General features: G+C 37.5%; 18 protein-coding genes. 6 read left to right on the top strand and 12 right to left on the bottom strand.

The window, feature by feature from the left end:
• The first annotated feature begins 56 nt into the window (after positions 1 to 56).
• A complete protein-coding gene (locus KC820_RS04795) occupies positions 57 to 881 on the top strand; it encodes an alpha/beta fold hydrolase (RefSeq protein WP_212368701.1) in 825 nt (274 codons plus the stop codon).
• A 423-nt stretch (positions 882 to 1,304) separates the two neighbouring features.
• On the opposite strand, the gene KC820_RS04790 is transcribed toward KC820_RS04795, so the two are convergent.
• The 6 genes from KC820_RS04790 to KC820_RS04765 all read right to left on the bottom strand — a co-directional run bounded on the left by KC820_RS04790 (position 1,305) and on the right by KC820_RS04765 (position 6,660).
• A complete protein-coding gene (locus KC820_RS04790) occupies positions 1,305 to 1,925 on the bottom strand; it encodes a flavodoxin family protein (RefSeq protein ID WP_212368699.1) in 621 nt (206 codons plus the stop codon).
• Positions 1,926 to 1,986: 61 nt separating this feature from the next.
• Positions 1,987 to 2,790 carry a (2Fe-2S)-binding protein gene (locus KC820_RS04785; protein ID WP_212368697.1) on the bottom strand — a complete coding sequence of 268 codons (804 nt, stop codon included), beginning with the start codon at positions 2,788 to 2,790 and terminating at the stop codon, positions 1,987 to 1,989.
• 171 nt (positions 2,791 to 2,961) lie between these two features.
• The gene (locus tag KC820_RS04780; protein ID WP_212368695.1) at positions 2,962 to 3,771 is read right to left on the bottom strand and encodes a hypothetical protein; all 810 of its coding nucleotides are present in this window, start codon (positions 3,769 to 3,771) and stop codon (positions 2,962 to 2,964) included.
• Complete coding sequence (locus KC820_RS04775) at positions 3,749 to 4,573, bottom strand: ABC transporter ATP-binding protein (RefSeq protein ID WP_144088548.1); 825 nt, start codon at positions 4,571 to 4,573, stop codon at positions 3,749 to 3,751. Before KC820_RS04775 ends, KC820_RS04780 begins: the two co-directional genes overlap by 23 nt.
• 36 nt (positions 4,574 to 4,609) lie before the next feature.
• Positions 4,610 to 5,662, bottom strand: coding sequence for a FecCD family ABC transporter permease (locus KC820_RS04770; protein ID WP_212368693.1), 1,053 nt, complete (start codon positions 5,660 to 5,662; stop codon positions 4,610 to 4,612).
• The gene (locus KC820_RS04765; RefSeq protein ID WP_212368858.1) at positions 5,659 to 6,660 is read right to left on the bottom strand and encodes a FecCD family ABC transporter permease; all 1,002 of its coding nucleotides are present in this window, start codon (positions 6,658 to 6,660) and stop codon (positions 5,659 to 5,661) included. The genes KC820_RS04770 and KC820_RS04765 overlap by 4 nt, the downstream gene beginning before the upstream one ends.
• Before the next feature lie 228 nt (positions 6,661 to 6,888).
• Here KC820_RS04765 and KC820_RS04760 point away from each other — a divergent pair, with 228 nt between their 5' ends.
• Positions 6,889 to 7,869, top strand: coding sequence for an ABC transporter substrate-binding protein (locus KC820_RS04760; RefSeq protein ID WP_212368691.1), 981 nt, complete (start codon positions 6,889 to 6,891; stop codon positions 7,867 to 7,869).
• A 257-nt stretch (positions 7,870 to 8,126) separates the two neighbouring features.
• On the opposite strand, the gene ku is transcribed toward KC820_RS04760, so the two are convergent.
• Complete coding sequence (gene ku, locus KC820_RS04755) at positions 8,127 to 9,020, bottom strand: non-homologous end joining protein Ku (RefSeq protein ID WP_212368689.1); 894 nt, start codon at positions 9,018 to 9,020, stop codon at positions 8,127 to 8,129.
• A gap of 150 nt (positions 9,021 to 9,170) precedes the next feature.
• Between ku and ligD the strand changes: the two genes are divergently transcribed.
• The 4 genes from ligD to KC820_RS04735 all read left to right on the top strand — a co-directional run bounded on the left by ligD (position 9,171) and on the right by KC820_RS04735 (position 12,363).
• The gene (gene ligD, locus KC820_RS04750) at positions 9,171 to 10,901 is read left to right on the top strand and encodes a DNA ligase D (RefSeq protein WP_212368687.1); all 1,731 of its coding nucleotides are present in this window, start codon (positions 9,171 to 9,173) and stop codon (positions 10,899 to 10,901) included.
• A 51-nt stretch (positions 10,902 to 10,952) separates the two neighbouring features.
• Complete coding sequence (locus tag KC820_RS04745) at positions 10,953 to 11,129, top strand: hypothetical protein (protein WP_212368685.1); 177 nt, start codon at positions 10,953 to 10,955, stop codon at positions 11,127 to 11,129.
• Between the two features lie 374 nt (positions 11,130 to 11,503).
• Positions 11,504 to 11,959, top strand: a complete 456-nt coding sequence (locus KC820_RS04740; protein ID WP_212368683.1) for a LytTR family DNA-binding domain-containing protein — start codon at positions 11,504 to 11,506, stop codon at positions 11,957 to 11,959.
• Positions 11,956 to 12,363 (top strand): DUF3021 domain-containing protein, encoded by a 408-nt coding sequence (locus KC820_RS04735; RefSeq protein WP_212368681.1) that lies wholly within the window; start codon positions 11,956 to 11,958, stop codon positions 12,361 to 12,363. Before KC820_RS04740 ends, KC820_RS04735 begins: the two co-directional genes overlap by 4 nt.
• Positions 12,364 to 12,401: 38 nt before the next feature.
• On the opposite strand, the gene KC820_RS04730 is transcribed toward KC820_RS04735, so the two are convergent.
• The 5 genes from KC820_RS04730 to KC820_RS04710 all read right to left on the bottom strand — a co-directional run bounded on the left by KC820_RS04730 (position 12,402) and on the right by KC820_RS04710 (position 15,273).
• On the bottom strand, positions 12,402 to 12,644 hold the full coding sequence (locus KC820_RS04730) for a phage holin family protein (RefSeq protein ID WP_236782534.1): 243 nt from the start codon (positions 12,642 to 12,644) through the stop codon (positions 12,402 to 12,404).
• Between the two features lie 19 nt (positions 12,645 to 12,663).
• Positions 12,664 to 13,353 (bottom strand): N-acetylmuramoyl-L-alanine amidase, encoded by a 690-nt coding sequence (locus KC820_RS04725; RefSeq protein ID WP_212368675.1) that lies wholly within the window; start codon positions 13,351 to 13,353, stop codon positions 12,664 to 12,666.
• A 274-nt stretch (positions 13,354 to 13,627) separates the two neighbouring features.
• Positions 13,628 to 14,011 (bottom strand): hypothetical protein, encoded by a 384-nt coding sequence (locus KC820_RS04720; RefSeq protein ID WP_236782526.1) that lies wholly within the window; start codon positions 14,009 to 14,011, stop codon positions 13,628 to 13,630.
• Positions 14,012 to 14,153: 142 nt separating this feature from the next.
• Complete coding sequence (locus tag KC820_RS04715) at positions 14,154 to 14,810, bottom strand: PepSY domain-containing protein (protein ID WP_212368672.1); 657 nt, start codon at positions 14,808 to 14,810, stop codon at positions 14,154 to 14,156.
• Between the two features lie 199 nt (positions 14,811 to 15,009).
• A complete protein-coding gene (locus KC820_RS04710) occupies positions 15,010 to 15,273 on the bottom strand; it encodes a hypothetical protein (RefSeq protein ID WP_212368668.1) in 264 nt (87 codons plus the stop codon).
• Between the last annotated feature and the right edge of the window lie 235 nt (positions 15,274 to 15,508).

Raw genomic sequence — 15,508 nt, 5'->3', positions numbered from 1 at the left:
GCATATTTTTAATCAGTTTGGGGAACCTCGTTTGTATGGGGATTGGAGGATTATGAATGGTAGATGTTCAACTGACAAAAGAAACGATTGAAATTAATAATACGAAGATTTATTGTGAACACACACTAAATGACCGACCACCATTATTCTTAATTCACGGCTTTCTTGCCTCTACATATACATTTAACCGAGTGATACCGTTACTAGCTGAAGATTTTTCAATAGTAGCCTTCGATTTACCTGGATTTGGGAACAGTGAAAAATCTACTTCTTTTGATTATTCATTTGAAGGTTATGCACAAATGGTCAATGATCTAATGGATCACTTTCAATTAAATAAAGTTTCCATCGCAGGTCACTCCATGGGTGGGCAGGTTGCTTTGTATACTGCGAGAAATTTCCCCGACCGAGTAGACAAGTTGATCTTGCTGAATAGTTCAGGCTATTTAATGAAACCTGCACAAAAATATGTGGCAGCTTCTTATCTACCTTTTTTCTCACTATTTTTAATGCGTTACTTTAAACGAGTAGGTGTTGAAAAAACATTACAAAATGTTTTATATGACCAATCGCTGATCAATCAAGAAATGATTCGTGTTTATGAAAAACCCTTCTTGAAAAGAGATTTCTATCGATCGTTAATCCGTCTGATTAGACAGCGAGAAGGCGATCTGTTTTCAGAAAAGCTCAGTTCGATTAAACATCCTATATTATTGTTGTGGGGAAAGAATGATAAAATCACCCCTCTTCGAATAGGAAAAAAGCTAGCTGGAGATTTACCGAATGCAACCTTGAAAGCATACGATCAAACTGGTCATTTAATTACAGATGAACGACCGAATGAGATTGTCGATGAAATGAAGCATTTTTTACTTGAATAATCCATCTTTAATTCCTTCTTATTAACTGATGATCGAGCGGTTAGATTGCATAGTCGAGTGGTTCAAATGCTTCGTCGATTTTTGATTGAAAACTTTTCCGTCAACTCAGGGACAGATTCTCCTTCAAAGAATAATTCGACAACCTGCTTCTTTAATTCATAGGGATACTTTTTGATTTTCATTTTTTTCGACCTCCAAATAGTCATGATAACATTTTTCTATCTGTGCGTTTATTTGGTGTCTACTTTAATGGTACAGTAACACGTTCATCGAGCGGTTACACACGTTTATCGAGCGGTTAGAACGCTTCGTCGGGCGGTTGCATCGCTTTGTCGAGCGGCTCGAGTGTTTTTCAATTCCGACACCAACAATAAGCCCTGAACGAAGAACTACTCCTTCGTCCAGGGCTTTTATAGTTACATTTTATTTTGTCACATTTCCTTCTGCTGGAATCGGTTTTGCATTCAACATGCGAGCGAGATGGATCGTGTTATATGCCATTGTAGTAATTGCATTTTGAGTAAAATCGCTGTCTGTACCTGCTTTTATATAGGACGGACCTGGTCCTGCTTCGCCTACCCAATAGGCATCAACGTTTGGTGGGATTGTAAATCCTAGATGGCTCAATCCATAAATGATATCGTGTGAAGCATGTTTTGCGCCGTCTTCATTTCCTGTAACGACTGCACCTGCTACACGGTTATAGAATATTTCTTGTCCTTTGTCATTCGTTTGTCCACTGCTTCCATTCAGTCGCTCTAAAGCCTTTTTGGCCAAGCTACTTTTTTCGCCTAACCAGACCGGTGAACCAAGGATAAATATATCTGCATTGAGAATCTTTTGAAGGATTCCAGGCCATTCATCGCCCTCACCTAAATCATCAGAAATTCCAACAGGAACATTGTAATCGGCCAAACGTAACACTTCTACCTCTACGCCTTCTTTTTCATATACTCTTTTCGCTTCATCAAACAAAGCTTCCGTATTGGATTGTTCACCACTTTTTTTAAGTGACGTGTTTAAAAATACACATTTTAAAGCCATAAAAAATACCTCCTATCTATAAAACCTTTTCCCGTCAGATAGGAGGATTAAACGAAGTTGGTTAGTGAACCATCTCTACAGCCATGACATGACGTTTCGTTCGCATGCACGCTTCTTTATTAACATCCGATTTCGGACAACCTTTACAATACTTACCACTATTCGTTTCATAATTAAAGCAGCATGTCCGACGTACTCGGACAGGTTCTTCTTTGCCTTCTACCTCAATTTTATTTGTATAAAACCGTTGTAATGGATTAAAGCTAGTCTGGAAAATATCGCCCTTCAACTGAAGAAGATAAGCAAAGTCATTCCATGCTTCCTTTTGTTCATATAAATTCAATTCTTCACTTTGTAACTTCGATTCATACAATTTATAAATATAAACAGCTGCATTCTCCCACAATAAAGGAGTTGGCACTTTTGCGACTTTATTGATCGCTTGAACATAATAGGATATTTCACGAATGCTTTCTTCCAAATACGCATTTCGGTCTACCCGATTAGTCACTGTTGTAACTTTATCTGTTTCGCTATACAAATACGGCATCCATTTTTGTTTTTTCATTGCCGAAATGATAAATCGATTGCCGGTACTTAAATCCATTTTTTTATTAAAAACGGCAAGCGTATATAGCGCGGGAACGAGCAGAGTGTTTGTTAAACGCTTTATAAGTTGCGACCCTACAACCAATAACTGATCTGTTTGTAATATTTCATCCGTTTCCTTTAGATAATCATATAAAATGTTTTCATCTAATAATGATTGAATTGCCATAGGTTGATCAGTTAAGTTGTTTTGAAATAGTATTCGGAATGTTTGTTGTAGCTGATCTTTTTCATTTCTAGTTAGCATCATTTCCATATCAATCATCCTTTTCGAATTAACCTATTCATAGCATTCAAACATTCTTTACAACTGCATCTACTATTCATTATAGCTGAAATGATAATCATTCTCAACGAAAGTATATAATTGCTTAAAAACACCAAAAAAATACCACAGTATATTTACTGTGGCGTGACTCTCTCTATATCATTGTTTAATCGCTTCTATAGGTAAAACCTGTCTCTTCGTCACCATACAGGCAGCCTTATTAACGTCTGTTTTCGGACAGCCTTGGCAATACTTTTTCTTAGCATTTGTTTCATAGTTAAAACAACACGTTCGTCTGATACGAATCGGTTGATCATTCCCTTTCACATCAATTTTATTCGTATAAAAACGATGCAATGGATTAAATCGTTCATCAAAGCATTGCGGATCAAGCTGTAACAAGTAAGCAAAATCATTCCATGCTTCTTTTTGCTCGAGCAACGTAAGATTTTCATCTTGTAACCGTGTCTCATATAGCCAGTAAATATAAACTGCGACATTTTCCCATAATAAAGGCCTTGGTACTTTTGCTACTCGATGAACAGCTGAAATAATTTTAGCGATCTCTTGAATAACTCGCTTCAAATAAGATTCACGCTCTGACCTATGCTCAACAGAGGGTGCATCCCAACCTTTTTGATACAAATGTGGCATCCATAGATCTTCTTTAAATTTTGAAACTAAATATAGATCTTTCAATTGTACATTAAGTTTCTTTTGAGAAGTCGCCAATAAGAATAGAGCCGGAACAGTCAATATAAACCCAAGACGTTTAATGAACTGTGAGCCTAAAGCCAATAGCTGATTCGTTTGAAACTGCTCTTTCAAATCCGGCAAATAGGATGATAAAAACTCTTCATCAAGTAGCTGTTGAAATGAAACCGCACAATCAGTTTCCTTCAAATCAAATAGAATTCGAAATTGATTTTGAAATAACTCTTGATCTTCAAGCGTCCATTTTTCTGGCATGGCTAGCATCCTTTTTCCGTCTTCCCCTACTGAATGGGATACACATTGGCGTTCCACTATGTGGGTCATTCATGATTTGACAGCGAAGACCAAAAACATTCGCCACTAACTCTGGTGTGACAATCGTGTCTGGGTCGCCTTGATGATAAATCGTTTTATTACTGATCGCCACGATATGGTCGGCATAACGACAAGCGAGATTAATATCATGCAATACCATGACAATTGTGCGATTTTCTTCTTCATTCAAATCACTTAATAAATCCAAAATATCGATTTGGTGGGTCAAATCTAAATAAGTCGTCGGTTCATCGAGTAAAATAATATCTGTATCTTGCGCCAAGTTCATTGCAATCCAAGCCCGTTGACGTTGACCGCCGGAAAGTGAATCTACTTTTCTTTCGGATAAATCTTTTACTCCGGTCACTTCCATTGCCCGTTGCACCGCTTTTTCATCTTTCTCAGACCATTGGTTCAACCAACTCTGATACGGATATCTCCCCTGTTTAACAAGTTCAAGAACAGTCAAGCCTTCCGGAGCGACAGGTGATTGAGGTAAAATTGATAGCTTCTGGGCAATTTTTTTCGTTGGCGTTCGGGCGATGTCAGCTCCATCTAAGACAACCGAACCTTCTTTCGGCTTCAGCAAACGTGCGAGCGAACGAAGTAATGTCGATTTTCCCGAGCCATTTCCTCCGATGAATACAGTGATTTTTCCTTTTGGAATCACCAAGTCAAGCTCTTCAATGATGTCTTCTTCTCCATAGCCTAGCGTCAATGCATTCGTACGAATGGCATCCATTCCAAACACTCCTTTCAGGTCGATCATTCTGAACCTTTATTGATTTCTACTTTTGTATAACAAATAAATAAAATACGGGGCACCTATGGCAGATGTCAGCACACCTACCGGAACTTCAAGCGGTGCGAATGCTGTCCGTGCAATTAAGTCCGCAGCGATGACAATACATCCACCGACTAAAGCGGATACTGGAATTAGTGAACCAAAGGAAGAACCTACTAACCGTCTAGCGATATGCGGTGCCATTAAGCCAACAAACCCGATGCCTCCTGCAAATGCAACTGCAATACCTGCTAACGAGGTACTCAGCGTAATCAGCATGAACCGATCACGTTGAATTAAACTGCCTGCATTCGCTGCAAGATCCTCACCTAGCTCTTGAACGTTTAATCGTCTTACATAAACAAACAAGATGGCCATCAATAGAAAGAACCACGGGATAATTGTCCAAACTTCACTCCAATTAGCTCCATTGACACTTCCGGTAATCCATATATTTGCGCGTGAAGCTGTAAAAATCGGCCCTAATATCATAATCATTGTTGTAAATGCTTGTACCGCTGCTGAAACACCTATACCAATCAAAACTAACCGCATCGGTTTGATTCCGCCATTTTTCCAAGCAAGAAAATAAACGAGAAAGCCCGTAACAATAGCTCCTATAAATGAAGCAAGCGGTAACCATTGAATACTGACAGTCAATGTATTGCTTCGATCACTGAAGAAAGCTAAGAATCCGACTGTCGCGAACGCCGCTCCGCCCGTAATCCCGATAATATCCGGAGAGGCTAACGGATTGCGAATCATACCTTGTAGTATCGCTCCTGATACTGCTAATCCAGCCCCTGCAAATAAGGCCATTAATACGCGGGGCATACGAAACGATTGCACGACTAAGTTATTCATATCTGTACTAGAATCAAATAAAGCTCTGATTACTTCTATTGGTGCAACGTTTAATTGTCCTATGCCTAAGCTTAAAATAATTAATATGATTGTTAAAAGAACTAACCCAACCACATACGCTATGGATCGATAATTCATTAAAAAAGAAATATTTCCGATCCGAAAAGGCACATATCTCTTCATTCATTAATCCCCCTTCTTGCAATGTAAATAAAGAAGGGAACCCCGATGAATGCAGTCATGACACCTACTGGAACTTCTGCTGGCATAATGATATATCTCGCTCCAATATCGGCTATCAATAATAATACTGCTCCTAACATGCCACTATAAGGAATAACCCACCGATAATCAATGCCTACCATCCATCTGGCAACATGTGGAATAACGATACCAATGAAACCAATCGGCCCTGCAACTGCGACCGCTCCACCTGCCAATAGAACTATTGTCAATGCGGCCAATACTTTTATTAGCCACGTTTTTTGTCCTAATCCTTTGGCCAAATCTTCTCCCATTGCAAGGACGTTGATTTGTTTTCCAATTAGTAAGGATACGACCAAGCCAATAAGTATATATGGAAAAACCGCCGCTAATATGTCCAAATCCCTTCCTTGTACAGAGCCTGCAAGCCAAAATAATGCCTGATCTAATGATTGCTCATTTAATGTAAGCATCCCTTGTGTCATAGATGAAAATAATGCTGCAATGGCCGCACCAGCTAATGTCATTTTTATTGGTGTCAAGCCATCTTTTCCTAAGGTGCCCAATGAATAAACAATGATCACCGCTAATGCTGCTCCTAAGAAAGCCAACCATGTAAAAGACATGAGAGATGTCATGCCAAAAGCGGTAATTCCAAGGACGACAAAGAAACTAGCACCAGCATTCACACCAAAAATACTCGGTGAAGCTAATGGGTTATTTGTAATACCTTGCATAATTGCTCCGGCGATCGCTAAACTCGCCCCAACTGCTGCAGCGATGAGTGACCTAGGAATCCGGGTATCTTGGATGATAATATGCTCGTTGGATCCATCGAAATGGAGAAAGGAATCAATGACCATTTGCGTATCAATTTTAGTCAACCCCCAAATGACACTTCCCCACATAAAAAACAACACAACAATTGAACCCAATCCTAGTCCAATCCATTTCCCTTTATTTTTTTCTATCATAATGATGTTACCTTTCTACACTGAAACTCCGTAGTACGGGCAAAATAGCACAAAGCTTTCACTAGTCTAGATGAACATGCCTAGCGTGTCAAAACAGAAAACCCTTATAAATTAGCTTTTACATAAAAGGTAAATAAAATTTAATAATTTTGTTGACACTCTTATTATAAATGATTACGATTGTTATTGTAAATGATAATCATTCTCACCAAGGTGAATGGAGGAAAAGAAATGAAAAAAAGCATATTTTATTTGATTACCGGTTTACTCGTACTATTCCTAGCTGCTTGTGGCGGAGATGATTCGTCAGAAGAAAACGGTAGCAATGATAACGAGGACAACCAGACTGAAAGCGAATCAAGCAATACTTATGAAGTAGAGCATGCGATGGGCACAGCAACCATCGAGGAGAATCCTGAGAAAATTGTCGTATTGACGAATCACGGAACGGAAGCTTTACTCTCTTTAGGCATCACACCAACTGGCGCCGTCCAATCGTGGGTTGGCGATCCTTGGTATGAACATATTAGCGACGATATGGAAGGTGTCGAGGTCGTCGGTACGGAAAGTGATATCAATCTAGAAGCAATTGCTGCTCTTGAGCCAGACTTAATCTTAGCGAATAAAATGCGTCAAGAGGAACATTATGAAGCCCTTAATGCGATTGCACCGACGGTAATGGAAGAAACGTTACGTGGCGATTGGAAAATCAACTTTGAATTGATTGCTGAAGCTGTCGGCATGCAAGACGAAGGACAGCAAGTACTTGACGATTATCAAAGTAAAGTAGAAAAACTATCTGCAGATTTAGAAGAAGCCGATAAGTTAGATACAAAAGTCTCTATGGTACGCTTCATGCCACAAGATGTACGTATTTATTATAAAGATTCCTTCTCAGGAATTATCTTGGAAGAAATCGGATTAGACCGCCCTGAATCTCAACAAAAAGATGAATTTGCGGCAAAAGGTGTTACAAAAGAACGAATCAATGAAATGGATGGGGACGTCATCTTTTACTTCACTTACCAAAAAGCAGAAGATGGCCAACAAGTCCAAAACGAGTGGACAGAAGATCCATTATGGCAAAACCTAGAAGCCGTTCAAGAAGGAAAAGCATACGAAGTCAGTGATACCATTTGGAATACAGCTGGCGGCGTCATCGCAGCTAACATGATGCTCGATGATTTAAGAGATAAATTGTTAAGTGAATAATCTGAATAAAAAAAGTACCGGAGTTTGTTTTCCGGTACTTTTTTTCATTTTATGAATTATGTGATATGTGCCCAAAATCAATAAATATGTGCCCAAAAAAATATTATATACGTCGTCGATTGCAATATATGTTACCATCTCTCTTTTTTATGGTCCCTTCATCGAATTATATGGGACCAATTTAAAATTATATGGTCCCAACCAACTGACGTCTTCATAAAGGAAAAGTCCATGAGCGACCACTCACGGACTTTTTACTAACCTGTCTTCTTCTCTTTTTTCTCAGATGACTTTTTCTTAGATGTGCTTTTTTCAGATGACTTCTTGGCGGTCGATTTCTTTTGTGTTGACTTTTTCTTTGTTCCGGTCGATTTTTTCTTATTTTTCTGCAACGATTTTTCTAGTGCATCCATCAAATCAGTGACATTATCCTGCTTTTTCGGTTCTTTCGGGATGGTGACCTCTTCCCCATCCTTTTTCTGTTCAATTAAATTCTCCAAGTTTTCACGGTACTCATCTTTATATTGAGTCGGATCGAACTCTGCTGTTAGTTGATCAATAAGCATTTTCGCTGTCTCGAGCTCTTTCTTCCCTACATCTTCCTGCTCGGGAACATTCGGTACTTCTCCGACATTTCTCACTTCATCGGGATAATGGATGGTTTCCATAATTAACGTGTTTTCGTAAACTCGAACGACAGCAAGATGTTCTTTTGAACGGATTGTGATTTTGGCCACTCCGATTTTCCCTGCATCTTCTAATGCTTTTCTTAATAATGAATACGCTTTTGCCCCTCCTGAGTTCGGAGACAAATAATAGCTTCGATCAAAATAGATCGGATCAATTTCTTCTAACTGAACAAAGTCCAAAATCTCAACCGACTTATCATCATTCTCTTCTTTTAGCTCTTCTAACTCTTCATCGGTTAAAATGACATACTTCCCTTTGGCATATTCAAATCCTTTAACAATTTCATCATTTTCAACATCATCTCGACCACATTCTGGACATGTTTTTTTATATCGTATTGGCGTTTTACATTCCTTATGAAGCTGGCGTAATTTGATATCTTTATTTTCTGTTGCAGAATGTAACTTGACTGGTATATTGACAAGACCAAAGCTAATGGACCCTTTCCACATCGTATGCATAAGGATCTTCCCTCCTAGTCGAATTCAAAGTAGTGGTCCTCTTTATATTCCCGAAATCTTATGAACTTATTCATTGGATAAAGGTGTAAAGAGTTCAGTCTTGTGGTATCAATAAGTACGAGCGCCGTATACATGAGGATGGTGATAGCCATGTGGAAACCAATGTTAACTACATACCGAGATGAACCGCCGATTGGAGATCAATGGCGTTATGAAGTGAAATATGATGGTTTTCGTTGTGGTTTGGAATGGAAAACAAGTGGCGTTACCTTGTGGTCCAGAAATGGGAAAAAATTAAATGATCAATTTCCAGAAATCATCCAAGCTTGCGAAGAAAATCAAGCAACCTTTAAAGATAATCTCCCTTTCATGCTCGACTGTGAATTGGTGATTCCTGTGACGGAATTACGCACCAACTTCTCAGAACTGCAAACACGCGGCAGGATGAAATCAAAAACAGCTATTTCCAAAAAAGCGGCAGAACGGCCTGCCAGCCTATACGTATTTGATGTACTCAAACAGAATGGTAAGTCTTTAAAGAAAAAATCATATCAAGAACGTCGAAAGCAACTAGAAAATCTATTCGCAAAGAATCCAATCAAAGAGTTAAAGCTGGTAGATCAATACAAAGATTTATCCAGTATCAAGGGAGATGTGTTTTTACATCAAGCTGAAGGTCTATTAGCCAAAAATGTTAACTCGACTTATCAAGAAAACACCCGCACAAAGCAATGGTTAAAAATTAAAAACTGGCGACAGATTCAAGGTATCGTTACAGGTTGGAATCAAGAGAACGATTATTACGACCTCAGTGTTTATAACGAGGAAGAACTTGTTCCACTCGGCAAAGTCAAGAATGGCTTTCCTGATGAAGATCGAGAAACGTTAAATCAATTTATCCGAGAAAATGGACAAAAACTAAACCGATCTACTTGGCAAATACCTGCAGGCGTCTGTATTGAAGTGAACTGTTTAAATGCACGCAATGGAGAAATTCGCGAACCGATGTTTCATCGGTTTCGATTTGATTTAAATCCTGAGGAGTGCACATTGGACAGAATTCAAAAACAGCTTGCTCAATTACCTGAAGACATTGACTACTCAAATTTAGATAAAATTTTGTTTAAAAATGCATTAAAAATTGATTTGTTAATTCATTTACGGAAAGTGGCACCAGTGATGCTCCCTCACTTATACAATAAAAAACTAACGGTCATACGTTTTCCGGACGGTATTTATGAAGAATCATTTTATCAAAAACACGTACCGGACTATGCCCCCGAATATTTCCAAGGAAATGAACATCTTGTTTGCAATGATTTAAGGAGCTTGATTTGGTTGGGCAATCATGCTGCACTAGAATACCATGTCCCTTTTAATCGTTTGGATGAAGAGAACCCACGCGAAATGGTATTTGACATCGACCCACCAAATCAAAGCAAGTTTCCAGTTGCTGTAAAAGCCGCTCAACTGATCAAAGAACTATGTGACTATAAAGAGTTGGTTTCCATCGCAAAAACTTCCGGGCGGAAAGGTTTACAAATCCATATTCCTACAGATGGAACGTGGGCTTATGATGAAACAAGAGAATTTATGGAAACGGTAGCTAAAGTACTTGTTCAAAAATACCCGGACTTATTTACGATTGAACGAATGAAAAAAAATAGAGGTGAACGCGTTTATATTGATTTTCTGCAACATGCTGAAGGAAAAACAATTATTGCCCCCTATTCTCCCCGTGGACAAGGTAATGCCACTGTCGCAACACCCCTGTTTTGGGAGGAAGTGAATGAAGACTTAGACCCGAATGATTATACCGTTTTCAACGTAGCTGAGCGGCTGCGTAAAAAAGGCTGCCCCTTTCGATATTATCAGCCGTAAGGAATACTTTTCTTTGGTAAGGGTATTTACTGTTATAAGGAGTGATTAATAATGCCTTATATCCAAATAAACGATCTCGATATCGAAGTTGCACCGTTTGAAGACCTCGCACAAGCAAGACAATTTTGTACAGATGAACAGATTGTCGTGAAATATGAGAATACCTTTTATGTCGTAAACAAAACATTTGAAGAAAATCTAATAAATCATGGATATGAAAAAGTATAATGTAATCACCACCGAACAAAAACGTTCGGTGGTATTTTTATGATTTGGCTCATATATTTTTAATTTGGTCGCATGTTTTCGTTCAACAAGATACATATTTTTAAAATTCAGTCCCGTATAGAACACCCATGGATAGGTATCGAACTCAGCTGGAACATAAAAACACTAGCAGGTTACATATAATTGCTACTCAGCAATACTTACGCTGAATTATAAGAGGATTTTAATCAACAATTATCGAAATAATGATTGTTGAACATCATTTCATGAACATAGTAAAGTAACTTATCACAACTTAACTACCTGTCATGTAAATTTAACGATACATAACTTTTGAATCAAGTACACTTTAGTTACCGGGAGGAGGTATGTTGTTGAAAGTAAAAATTGATCTAGATGAAAACCATCATGAAACGACCATCACAATTCATGCAAAGGAGTGGTCTAAAGAATTGGAGCTATTAGTTGAAAAATTAAAGGAACAAACAACAGGTAAATTGATTGGTACTGAAAATGACAAATCAATATTACTTCATCCAAAAGAAATCGACTTTATCTATGCACATGACCGTAAAGTATTTGCTGTCGCTAACGAAAAATCAATAGAAATAAACATGAAGCTTTATGAGGTTGAAGAATTGTTGGAAACTTATCATTTCACTCGCTTCTCTAAGTCGGTCATTGGGAATCTCCAACAAATAAATTCATTCGAATTAAGCTTTAATGGGAATCTTTGTGTCTTTTTCCGTTCTGGTAACAAGGAGTATGTGTCACGAAAATACGTAATGAACGTAAAAGAAAAGCTTATTCTAGGAGGTGGTACGAAATGATTGCAGAAGCATTCAAAAGAAGTATTAGTGGAATTGCATTCGCAGCTTTATTTACCTTTATCTTTATCACTGTGCTTTTATTCACTAAAACAGAAGCAAATGTGTTCGAGATCTGGAAAGGAATGTTCGGTGCTTTGATTATGGGCATTTACTTTGGTTCTGCTTCGTTGATTTTTGAAAACGAGCGGTGGAGCCCATTAAAACAAACAATAATTCATTTCTTCTTGTCAGTGACCGTTTGGCTTCCACTTGCTCTCCTTCTTGGTTGGGTACCCGTTGGTCTCATTCCGATAGCGATTGGTTTAGGTGGTTTTGTGTTTGTTTACGCTGTTTTTTGGTTTGTTTTGCAAAGTTACTTTTCGAAAGTCGAAAAGGATTTGAATGAACAAATCAAACGAACGTAAAAAATGGCTGGCAACCTGTAAAGGAAGCCAGCCATCAATTAGCGATTTCTCATTTGCTTAAATAGTTGATGGCTAAATACTGCAGCACCAGCTATCAAGACTGATTGGATAAATGTCTCGAATGATAGTCCTAACATAACACCTGTTAACAAAAAGCTCAGTCCAAGTAATGTGATTGGGATAAAACGTGATGGGAGATTCGTTGATATTTTTAAAATTCGACCGATGATGATTAATACGGGAATTAAAATATACGCCTCTTCCATAATAAAATCTAGCATCGCCAATGTTATTCCCCCTTTACTTGCGAAGGATATCGATGAATGCTTCGTACCCTGCTTTCTTGAGCTGTTCGATTCTTTTCTCAGCATTCTCCCTTTTATGAAAGGAACCTGTGACAACACGATATAATGTTGTTCCCTCATCCGTGGGTTCCTGGGATGCTTGTCTATAAGGAACGCCTTCTTCTGCACAGATAGCTTGAACGACGCATTCGTAAAGTCCTTCGCGATAGTTCTTGTCTTTTAATCTATGCAAGTTGGGTCCATCTAAGAAGCCATATTCTACAATTGTTACTCTGGCACTACCGGTTTCGCGATTCATATAATAATAGTCTCGCTCACGATTACCTGGATACGTTTTGGTGAAAATTCGTCTAAAAGGATACCCTGCTTCTTCAAATTTCTGCCGTAGGTTTTTTTCGAAAGACCCATCCGCATAAATGCTGTGGATTAATTCTGCTCCAGATCCTCCACCAGCGTTAAAATGGTGAGATATTGCTTTTTCATATTTTGATACTGTAGCGGTACGTTTGTCCCTTGATAAATCCTGATCTGATTTTCGTGTGACAGTACTAGAAACTCCTAACTCATTCAGTCTTTGATTGACATATAGAGCTGCTTCAAGTGTCCAATTCTTTTCCGCTATACCATCATGGAAGGCTCCAGTATCACTTCCACCATGACCAGCGTCTTGAATCCATTTAGTCATATAATCCCTCCTTCATTAATAGATTATGAAAATATATGAAATCTGCTTGAGTATCTGTTTATAGAATCGTATATTTGTCGAAAAATGGGTGGAGAATTATTAAAATGGAGGTTAAGAAGTGTGCGCTTATGCGAAAAGTGTTTATAATGATTCCGTAGAGAAGTGATTATTTCAATCACCTTTCTAAGATTTTACAACAACTAAAAGAATAAAAGTGCATAAAAAAAACCTCTTCAAGAGGTTTCTATACGTGTGATTTTAAATTCATAGTGGACTAATTTAAATCTAAAACAATTTCAGATAATCTGTGTCTTATAACTAATTGTGTTTTTCTAGCTTTTTCGTCTAGTTCCTTGATATCTTCTGTTTGTCTTTCCCAAGATAACTTTGTTTCATCCTCTAAATTATTTACTTCACTTTCTATCCATGAACAGTATTTGTCATAGACTTGTACAGCCTTTTCTTCATTTTGAAATTCATCAGGACAATTAAAATGAAGGTTTACAAGCCAATTTTTAAATTGTTTTTCACCTTGTTTATCGATCCTTTGCTTAAATGCCTGAATAATCTCTTTTATGAAATCATCATCAAAGCCTTTTTCGTTCATTTTTTTCTCTAAATTATTCAATGAAATGTTATCTAAGTTTTTATTATTCATCCATAGAAAATCTCTCACAAATTTTATAACCTTATCGCTAATTATAAGCACCACCTTTTATAGGACTCTCTTTTATTAATATAGCATAATCTACTTATATATTTTAAAAACAGCCAGGCAAATGCCTGGCTGTTCATGCCGATTAATCATCATATTCAACATTCAACACTTTTCCTGTCTTAGCATCAATTTCGACTTCTACTTCTTCTTCATCATCTTCAAACTCAATTTCAAAAATTTGTTGTCCATCGTCTTCATCTAGTTCAGCCTCTTGAACGGTTCCGTTATGAACTTCTTTTGCAATGTCAATTGCTTTCTCACGACTAATGATTTCATTTGTTGATGTTTGTTCGGATGACTTTACTTGTTTATGGTTAGCTGAGTTTTTCTCGTTTTCGTTTTGATCAGACTCGTTAACATCCTCTTTCTCTGTTTCTTGTTCGTCGTCACGATCGTCATATTCAACTTCGATGACTTCTCCGGTATATGCATCTACATATACTTCAGCGTCTCTATTTTCTTTGCTCTCTATTTCTACTTTGAATAAAAGCTTGCCATTTTCATCTTCCAGTTCAATTTCTTCAATGTTTCCTTGAACTTTGCTAAGTACGATATCTTCTAGTTCATGGGCACCGACTAATTTATTTGTATCTATTTCCATATGAGTGTCCACCTCTGTTTCGATACCGTCTTTTCCATAACTTTTATCAAGGGTTTGATCACTCAATGCAGATACCCCAAAAGCTCCTCCTGCAGTTACAATGACGGCTACTGTACCTAATAATATTTTCTTCTTCACTTAACTTCCTCCTTTTGTTTCTTGGTATACTCTTACTTTAAACGTTCAATATGAGAAAGAACGGATAGAATTATGAGAAAATGATTAGAAAAGAGTAAAAATCCACAAAAAAAAGAACGAAGGCTAACGTTGCTTCGCTCTTTCTATTTACGGGCAAATCACCTCGGCAGTTTTGTGTTTTACAAAGGCCTCGATTTGATTAGATGATTATATTAATTAGGAATATAGAACCCAATAACACAATTAAAAGTTCTATAATTGCCCCCTTCTTATTTCTCTCTATTAAAGACTTATAAAGTCCATACACACCACTTATGAAGAGAGCAACTATTATTAATAAAAGACCAACGCGATCATTGGTTCCTTCATTACCCAGAATGAGATCTGCTGCAAACAAAAACAAAATAGTAACTACAATTCCATAAACAACTTTAATCGTTTGATTAATTTTTTCTTTACTCATCAGATCCCCCTTTATTTATCCCCATTTAACTAAAATGTCTAGTTTATAAATTGAAAAGAAATTGGCGAGTTCAAATTATCTTAATTTTACCATAAAATTAAACATTTGTAATTTAGTCTTAGGTTGTGGATTAAAAATGTGAGACAAATAAAGTAGTGAACTATATGATTTTTCAAGAAATCATAGAAGCATTTTATACAATAGTTTATAAGCGTTCGCTAATTACATAAATATA

Origin of the sequence: Allobacillus saliphilus, from assembly GCF_018138385.1 — a bacterium.
In the GTDB taxonomy this organism is placed as follows: Bacteria; Bacillota; Bacilli; order Bacillales; family Alkalibacillaceae; genus Allobacillus; species Allobacillus saliphilus.
This window is presented reverse-complemented; position numbering and strand designations above follow the sequence as displayed.